Origin of the sequence: Candidatus Aegiribacteria sp., from assembly GCA_021108435.1 — a bacterium.
In the GTDB taxonomy this organism is placed as follows: Bacteria; Fermentibacterota; Fermentibacteria; order Fermentibacterales; family JCC-6; genus Aegiribacteria.
Genome location: JAIOQY010000079.1, coordinates 1 through 1,847, shown reverse-complemented (window position 1 = coordinate 1,847; position 1,847 = coordinate 1). Strand labels below are relative to the sequence as shown.

The following is a 1,847-nucleotide window of genomic DNA, read 5'->3' as shown; positions in this document are numbered from 1 at the left end:
TCTTTGTAAGATAGCGGCTTACCAGAAGCAGAGAGAATACAATCATCGGGAGAAACGCTCTTTTCTGAAACCATACCTCTCTGACTCTGATGGGTTTCAGATCCCACATTCCCAGTAGTGGAACAAGGATATACGCAAGAAGCACATAGTTAAAAATGCCGTCTATATAAGCATTTGTTGATGAGTACCAACCGAAACCAAGCTCAATCATCTTCCGCCAGCCAATTATACTCCGCAGAGTATTCTCAAAAACCAGCGCTATACTGCTGTATTGCCAGATACAAACCACCATGGCCAGAAGCATCAGCCTGGTTATCCAGCTTTCCCTGCCTACAAGACCTAGAATGAATCCACAGATCTGAATGAAAATCAGGAGAAAGATCAGGCTGTTAAAACCGAGGAACCAGTTCAGGAAAAACCCAAATGCAACCCCGTTTGTCTCAGCAAATTCGTATACAAGCATCCCTGATACAAGAAGAGGGATCAGAACGATCACCCTGGGTGTTATTTTGTTCAGAAACAGCGACCAGCGACTTACAGGAAGAGACAGAAGGTACTCCTTCGCACCATCTTCTTCCTCAGCCTTGAACATGTTATATCCAATATACATAGCAGTTATCAGAATGAATAAGTCGAGGCCGTTCGATATGTATTCTGAAAAGTTCATCCCTGTATTGTAGAAAGCCTGATCTATGAGATACAGGACAGGTACGAGAATGAAGAATGCCATAATGAAACCGGTCTGTCTGAGAGTGTCTTTCAGTTCTTTAAGAAACACTGTACTCGCCTCCCATAAAGGCGGTCATTATTTCAGTGAGATCCATTTTCTGAATACTCTCGAAATTTGTACCCTCAGCCTGTTCATCAAATGGATAAACGATATGATGCATCTTTCCCATGACGTTCTCTGTAAACAGCACTGAATACTCCGATGAGATTTCTTCTGCGATTACTCTTCTTGTTTTTAATTTCAGACCGTCCACGGATTCATCTAATCTGATTCCATCACGGCCCAGGAATATTACTCGGTCCACAAGATTCTCGATGTCATGAAAGTTGAGATTCACCATTACAACGATCGGATTCCTCTTCTCCATCACTGATATCAACTGACGGAAAACAATATCACGGAGATACGGATCGACTGAATGAAGAACCTCGTCAATCAGTATCAGTTCTGGATCGGTGGATAGTATCAGAGAAAGATGAACAAGCACTCGCTGGCCTAAAGATTGACATCAATTCCCGCTTTCAGCGCGAGTTCAAGATCGGATGGTTCCGTCCTGTAGAATCCGGCATGGAATTCAGCTGCCTGAGCTGGAGTCATGCTTCTGTAGATGCTGAGACTGTCCGGCAGGAAAGCTGTTTTCAGCCGGGGGTCAGTTCCTTCCGTTAATCCATGATCAATTTCACCTGACACTGGTTTCAGTACTCCTGCAAGAAGTCTTAGTATGGTACTCTTGCCAACCCCGTTGGGGCCGGTAATCATTACGGTCTCTCCTGCCGAAAGCTCCAGACTGAAATCCTCAAGCACCTTCTTCGAGCCGTAGGCAAATGACAGATTACTTAATCTGATCATGTTCGATCTCTCCTCTCAACCTGTCAGAAAGACCTTTGACAATCTCCTCTGAAGCGAAACCAAGTTCTGTTAATCTTGAAATGAATTCATCGGTAAGATCAGTGAAAATAATCTCCCGGTCGTTTTGAAGATTTTTCCTGCCTGCAATGACAAAATACCCGAGACCTTTTCGTGAAGTTACGAATCCATCCGTTTCCAGATGATTGTAAGCTTTGGCAACTGTGTTCGGGTTAATCCTGAGAGTTGTAGCAAGCTCCCTTATGGAAGG

4 protein-coding genes are annotated in these 1,847 nt (G+C 44.0%); all 4 read right to left on the bottom strand.

What is annotated here, in order from left to right:
- Positions 1-778, bottom strand: a 778-nt coding sequence (locus tag K8R76_04775) for an ABC transporter permease (protein MCD4847486.1), incomplete at its 3' end; no start/stop codon positions are given.
- Complete coding sequence (locus tag K8R76_04770; GenBank protein MCD4847485.1) at positions 768-1,217, bottom strand: ABC transporter ATP-binding protein; 450 nt, start codon at positions 1,215-1,217, stop codon at positions 768-770. The genes K8R76_04770 and K8R76_04775, both read right to left, overlap by 11 nt.
- A gap of 8 nt (positions 1,218-1,225) precedes the next feature.
- Positions 1,226-1,579 (bottom strand): ATP-binding cassette domain-containing protein, encoded by a 354-nt coding sequence (locus tag K8R76_04765; protein ID MCD4847484.1) that lies wholly within the window; start codon positions 1,577-1,579, stop codon positions 1,226-1,228.
- Positions 1,563-1,847, bottom strand: a 285-nt coding sequence (locus K8R76_04760) for a GntR family transcriptional regulator (protein ID MCD4847483.1), incomplete at its 5' end; no start/stop codon positions are given. The genes K8R76_04765 and K8R76_04760, both read right to left, overlap by 17 nt.

Bases quoted from the DNA above. Each gene is read 5' to 3' on its own strand.
- K8R76_04765 (MCD4847484.1), bottom strand. From the start codon at position 1,579: ATGATCAGATTAAGTAATCTGTCATTTGCCTACGGCTCGAAGAAGGTG.